Source organism: Pseudemcibacter sp., assembly GCF_965661635.1.
Classification (GTDB): domain Bacteria; phylum Pseudomonadota; class Alphaproteobacteria; order Sphingomonadales; family Emcibacteraceae; genus Pseudemcibacter.
Genome location: NZ_CBFIEP010000134.1, coordinates 1 through 4,828 on the forward strand (window position 1 = coordinate 1; position 4,828 = coordinate 4,828).

Here is a 4,828-nt window from a genome sequence, read left to right on the forward strand (position 1 = left end):
ACTCCGTACGAAGTCATTTTCTTTGTAATGATTTTACTGAAGAAATAGGGATAAATTCATCCTCAGTTCCATGCAAAATTAGAGTAGGGGGTGTTGCTTCGTTTAAGTTATTAAGGGGATTGATTTCTTTACTACGGTTTATTATGGGTTGATAAGTTGGAAGTTTGGGGGCAATTTCAAATTGAGGATTAAATAATACAAGACTGCTTGGACGTGTATTAATTTTTAAGTCATCATCATCATGATTAAAATCATTACCTGCTGCCAAGAGTATAGAGATTAGACCACCAGCTGAACCACCACTTGCTGTTATCATATTTGGATTAATGCCTAATTCTTTAACTTGTGATTTAATCCATCGCATACTGGAGTTAGCATCCTTTAAACTATCGATTATATTTGAACCATGTTCGCTGGTTATGCGGTATTCAACACAAATGGCAACGATGCCACGTGATGCGAAATAAGCACTTTGAGGATAGAATTGTTTTGGCGACCCTTAAATAAACCCTCCACTAAAGAAAAATACAATTGCAGGTTTTTTATTATCAATAGTATGGTCAGGAGGATTAAAAATATGAAGTGACAATGATGTTTCATCTACAGTTTTATAGACGGTAATTTTACTCGGAGTAATATCCGTTATCGCTTCTTGTGCAGTTGCATTTAAAACAGTCAAAAGAATAATAAATATAATTACTAAATGTTTTTTCATTTTTTGCCCCAAGGTTTATAACAATTATAGCAATTCAAAGGGGAGTGGTCAAAACAGGTATTCATTCATTCTTATTACAAGTAAAAAAATTAACCCCAATAATTGAATGGTATTAAAATTAGATATATTATTAAGCATTAGCTTAATTAGACTTTATTATATTCATTCATTTAAAAGAATGTATATAATAAAGGTATTAGAATAATTACTATTAAGGTACCTACTATTAGGTTAAGACCAGTTATTAAAGCCTTTTTCTCATCTTCAGTTTTATTTTTGTCAGTTCCAATATTTTTTTTGTCCTTATTAGTTGATTGAATTATCTGTTCAGATTTTTTTTCCTATGAACATAAAATTCATAAGCGATAATGCCCATAAAGGAACGCATTAAACTAGATAGAACTAATATAAAATAGAAAATCTTTATAACAATTTCGTAAGCAGGCCACTGATAATTATAGGAAATATATACTAGAGATATTACTAACCCTGACAAAGTGAAATTTAAAAACTTTGGTACTTTGACAAAGGATAAGATAAAGGCAGTAATCATTGAAAGTAAGAATGAATAAGCTAGTCCCATTTTATAGTACCTAAAATTTAAACTCTAAAAATTAACCCGTAAATGCGTGTAGAGGAAATCGGCGTTGCTGTTTGTACCGACCGGATTTGTGGCATCGATGAAGTTGCCGCCCCAGAACCTTGAATAACCCACTAGGATTTCTGCGCGTTGTAGAATTCTATATTTTGCAGTGATGTCAAATTCCATACCGAGGTCAGTACCTGCTGCACCTGTTGGGTCCTGTCTGACATTGACACGGCTCGCGTTAAAGAATGCACCGCGGGCTTCTGCTAAGTTAAATTTATGAAGCTGCGTATCAATGGAAAGTTTCTTTGTCGGGTTTACCGTTGCGCGAACGCGAATTGATTTCAAGTTTTGACGCGCGGTAAAATCAATCAATCCCATCCAAGCATGTGCCGCCGGGAACAATTGAAAATAGGTGTCGTTAACACCGTCTGTCGGGTCACCGTCACCACTATGATAATCATAATGTGCCCAAATCGTCGGTTTCCACGTAACGTCCTTAAATTGATGGCCGATACCAACCACAAAGAATTCAGCATTAATATCGCCCGTACCAAAATCGCCGCGTTGAATGGCGCCTTCTGCTTCGAGCATGATGTCTTGAACGCTCCCTTTATAGCGGGCACCGATGGTGTAAATTTTATATGTGGTGCGAAGCGGGTCATCCTGATTTAAACGGTATACATATGTTTCAATATCTTGGTCGGATGCCGTATATTGTATGGATGCACCGTCAAAATCCTGATTATCATTGGTCGGGTCGGCTTGGTCCGCTAATACCCGACGTGGATTAACCGAGAATACATTTAAAGTCAAATTATCCCGGCTAATGGCCGCGCGAACACCATCAAAGGCGCGCTTTACGTTAACCCAGTTATTAACCGCAATTTGGCGACGCTGCCCGAATGTCATTTCCTGACGTCCGGCACGGACAAAGATTTTTGTGCCCTCAACATCAAAATTTAAATCGACAAACCCATTTAAAAGGTCATGTCTATTCACATCACTGCCCACGGGGGGGAGGTCCTCATCAAAAATGGACGCATCAAGAAATTTACCGTAAAAACGGATGTTTTTATTAATTTCAAGATTGGCGTATGCTTGAAACCGACTTAGGAAATAAGAGTTATCGCCGCCAATGCGTCTGCGGGCGCCGTTATTTTCATTATGATAACGCAGGCGATATTCACCACCCAAATCGAGCTTTATATCATTGCCAAGGTCAATTCTTTTTAAACTATCACCGGCCTTAGTGAGAAAATTATCCTGATTGTCCGTATAGCAATCTTGGTCAAGGTAACTAAAATCATTATCAAACGATGTCATTTTATAAGGGTTAGCCGGTCTAACACATTCGGTTTCCTGATTATTTCCTTGCGCGCTTGCATTAAACGTTGCGGAAACTCCCCCAATTAAAATAACGGTAGAAGCAATTATTTTTTTCATAGTACCTACATTCAGTGATGTTATTTGTTTGATAATGTTATGATATAGCAATTAATTATTACTATTTCAAAGTTTTTAGGAATATCTCAAAGATACCTTAAAAATACATTAATAGATTAATGATTTTATGAGCTGTGTATTTTTGAGGTAAATAAAATAATTATAAACTTAAGGGCAAATAAACCGTAATGTTTTGATACGTCGTAATTTGAATTTCGGTGATTTATAAATGTTTTTTTATTGATAGAGATCAAGGGATATTTGTTGGTTAAATGTTAAAATAATAGCCAATCTCAACAAAAACTTGAAATGATAGGAGAGCAATATGTTTAATAATCCTTCCTTGGTTACGCGTATCGCAATAGGCAAATCAGTTGGGCTTTTTATAGGTATTATTGGGTTTATAATATTACCCATGTTTTGGCCGGAAGTGCCGACAATGACTAAGTGGGGGTTCATGCTTTGGTATACAACCATGGGCGCATTTATTGGTGTGTTTGGTGTTTTTACTTGGCACCCAATCTTAAAATCACCAATGCCATGGTGGTTTCGCGCTCCTTGGATAGGCGCGTGGATGAATTTTATTCTTACATTATTTATATATAATGACCTTCAAATCATGATGTCGAATGTTTTTGCAACAAATAGTATTTTTAGTTCTCCGTTCTGGCTAACCGCTGAAGGCGCGATTGTTGGACTTATTATGGGTTATTTAGCACTCTTATAATTTGCCATCAAACTGCGTAGTGAATTGTTTTCAATAATGAGTGATCTTCCTGTTTGTTCAATTTCGTCAATTGTGGTGAGTGGTGCAATAAAATTTGCAATTACGTGTGATCGTATCATTGCGTTACACTGTAGTTCAGTAAAAGGTTCAAATGAGCTGTTCTCACGGTATATTACAAGAATTTGCTCCAGTGTTTCGTTGACAAGGTTTATCTGTTCGATACTACTTATGGCGTACGGCTCTGCCTCTTCAATTTCACCGTGTAGTTGATATAAATAAAATTGTTCAAGTTCCCTTTCAGCACGCGCTTCGTACCAAGCTTGTACCTGAAGGCCTAAGAAGATACCAACGATCACCACTATAACATCTAGACCGACGGCAAACCAGTTCTGCTCTTTTACGTGTTGCATAAACCTGCGCAGGATCATGGTGACACCTCCTTATGAATGATTGCCAATTCTTTGTCTAATGCGTGGTGTAGGTCTACCAGGCTTTTGAATTGATTAGTGATAACACTATTATATGTACTATAACGAGCCGCATTGGCGACGAGGCTGTTCTTATAGTCGATTGTTTTGTCAGGTGTTGGAATTTTACAATGATTGCCCACTGCGGCATCGAGTTCATAACCACTGCTAATCGTTGTAAAGGTGTTTACATCAATAAATTCCGGAAACTTGGCAGCAAGATTGACTGCGTCTCCTCTTAACCCTGCAATAAATGTATTACTAAAGTTTTGGCTACTTTTAAGAACAGCCATCAATCGACGAATAGATGGGTTTTCAATAATTTGCGATCGCCCAGTTGATTCCAGCTCATCAATAGTGGTTACTGTTGATATAAAATTGGTGTGGATGTGCGAAACTATTATGGCATTGCATTGTATGTTACTGATTTCTAAAACTGTTCATTTTGATTGTATTGTTCACGAAGGCTTGCCAACACTTCAACCCGTCCGTTGATGTTAGGGAAATAATTTTTAAATTTTGTTTCAATCTGCTCAACTTCATCATGAAGGAGAGCCAGGTAAAAAGATTCCTGCCTACGGTCTTCCAATGCCTCGTAACAAGTCTGCACCTGAAGGCCGAGAAATATGCCAACAATTACAATAAGCACTTCGACCAAAACTTGGAACCAGTCCTGTCGCCGAATAGCGGATACGAGTTTTTGTATAATCAATATACCCTCCCCTGTGTTTTATGTAACTTACATTAGATATATTGATTGGTCAAAAATCCAACGCGCGAATGACCGCTTTGGGTCGAAAGTGGTCATTCGACCGAAATAATAACGTTGAATAATAAAGTTGCTTTAATATTTTGGGGGTTAATGTTTTTAAGATTGCATCATTTAC

The 4,828-nt window shown here is 37.2% G+C and carries 6 protein-coding genes and 1 pseudogene; 1 reads left to right on the plus strand and 6 read right to left on the minus strand.

The window, feature by feature from the left end; all coding sequences use genetic code 11:
- Nucleotides 1-13 precede the first annotated feature (13 nt).
- The 3 genes and pseudogenes from ACTF6W_RS08650 to ACTF6W_RS08660 all read right to left on the minus strand — a co-directional run.
- A pseudogene (locus ACTF6W_RS08650) lies at nt 14-460 on the minus strand (alpha/beta hydrolase); the annotation flags it as partial.
- 39 nt (nt 461-499) lie between these two features.
- A complete protein-coding gene (locus tag ACTF6W_RS08655; RefSeq protein WP_438994141.1) occupies nt 500-715 on the minus strand; it encodes a hypothetical protein in 216 nt (71 codons plus the stop codon).
- Nucleotides 716-1,322: 607 nt separating this feature from the next.
- The gene (locus ACTF6W_RS08660; RefSeq protein WP_438994142.1) at nt 1,323-2,747 is read right to left on the minus strand and encodes an alginate export family protein; all 1,425 of its coding nucleotides are present in this window, start codon (nt 2,745-2,747) and stop codon (nt 1,323-1,325) included.
- A 325-nt stretch (nt 2,748-3,072) separates the two neighbouring features.
- Here ACTF6W_RS08660 and ACTF6W_RS08665 point away from each other — a divergent pair, with 325 nt between their 5' ends.
- Nucleotides 3,073-3,474 carry a hypothetical protein gene (locus ACTF6W_RS08665; RefSeq protein WP_438994143.1) on the plus strand — a complete coding sequence of 134 codons (402 nt, stop codon included), beginning with the start codon at nt 3,073-3,075 and terminating at the stop codon, nt 3,472-3,474.
- Here the strand turns inward: ACTF6W_RS08665 and ACTF6W_RS08670 are convergent.
- The 3 genes from ACTF6W_RS08670 to ACTF6W_RS08680 form a co-directional block, all read right to left on the minus strand.
- Nucleotides 3,456-3,902: a hypothetical protein gene (locus ACTF6W_RS08670; protein WP_438994144.1), complete on the minus strand. Its 447-nt coding sequence runs from the start codon at nt 3,900-3,902 to the stop codon at nt 3,456-3,458. The genes ACTF6W_RS08665 and ACTF6W_RS08670 overlap by 19 nt on opposite strands.
- Nucleotides 3,899-4,234 (minus strand): hypothetical protein, encoded by a 336-nt coding sequence (locus ACTF6W_RS08675; RefSeq protein WP_438994145.1) that lies wholly within the window; start codon nt 4,232-4,234, stop codon nt 3,899-3,901. The genes ACTF6W_RS08670 and ACTF6W_RS08675 overlap by 4 nt, the downstream gene beginning before the upstream one ends.
- Nucleotides 4,235-4,371: 137 nt before the next feature.
- Nucleotides 4,372-4,653, minus strand: a complete 282-nt coding sequence (locus ACTF6W_RS08680; protein WP_438994146.1) for a hypothetical protein — start codon at nt 4,651-4,653, stop codon at nt 4,372-4,374.
- Between the last annotated feature and the right edge of the window lie 175 nt (nt 4,654-4,828).

Coding starts and splice junctions, on each gene's coding strand:
- ACTF6W_RS08655 (WP_438994141.1), bottom strand. CDS start 715: ATGAAAAAACATTTAGTAATTATATTTATTATTCTTTTGACTGTTTTA.
- ACTF6W_RS08660 (WP_438994142.1), bottom strand. CDS start 2,747: ATGAAAAAAATAATTGCTTCTACCGTTATTTTAATTGGGGGAGTTTCC.
- ACTF6W_RS08665 (WP_438994143.1), top strand. CDS start 3,073: ATGTTTAATAATCCTTCCTTGGTTACGCGTATCGCAATAGGCAAATCA.
- ACTF6W_RS08670 (WP_438994144.1), bottom strand. CDS start 3,902: ATGATCCTGCGCAGGTTTATGCAACACGTAAAAGAGCAGAACTGGTTT.
- ACTF6W_RS08675 (WP_438994145.1), bottom strand. CDS start 4,234: ATGGCTGTTCTTAAAAGTAGCCAAAACTTTAGTAATACATTTATTGCA.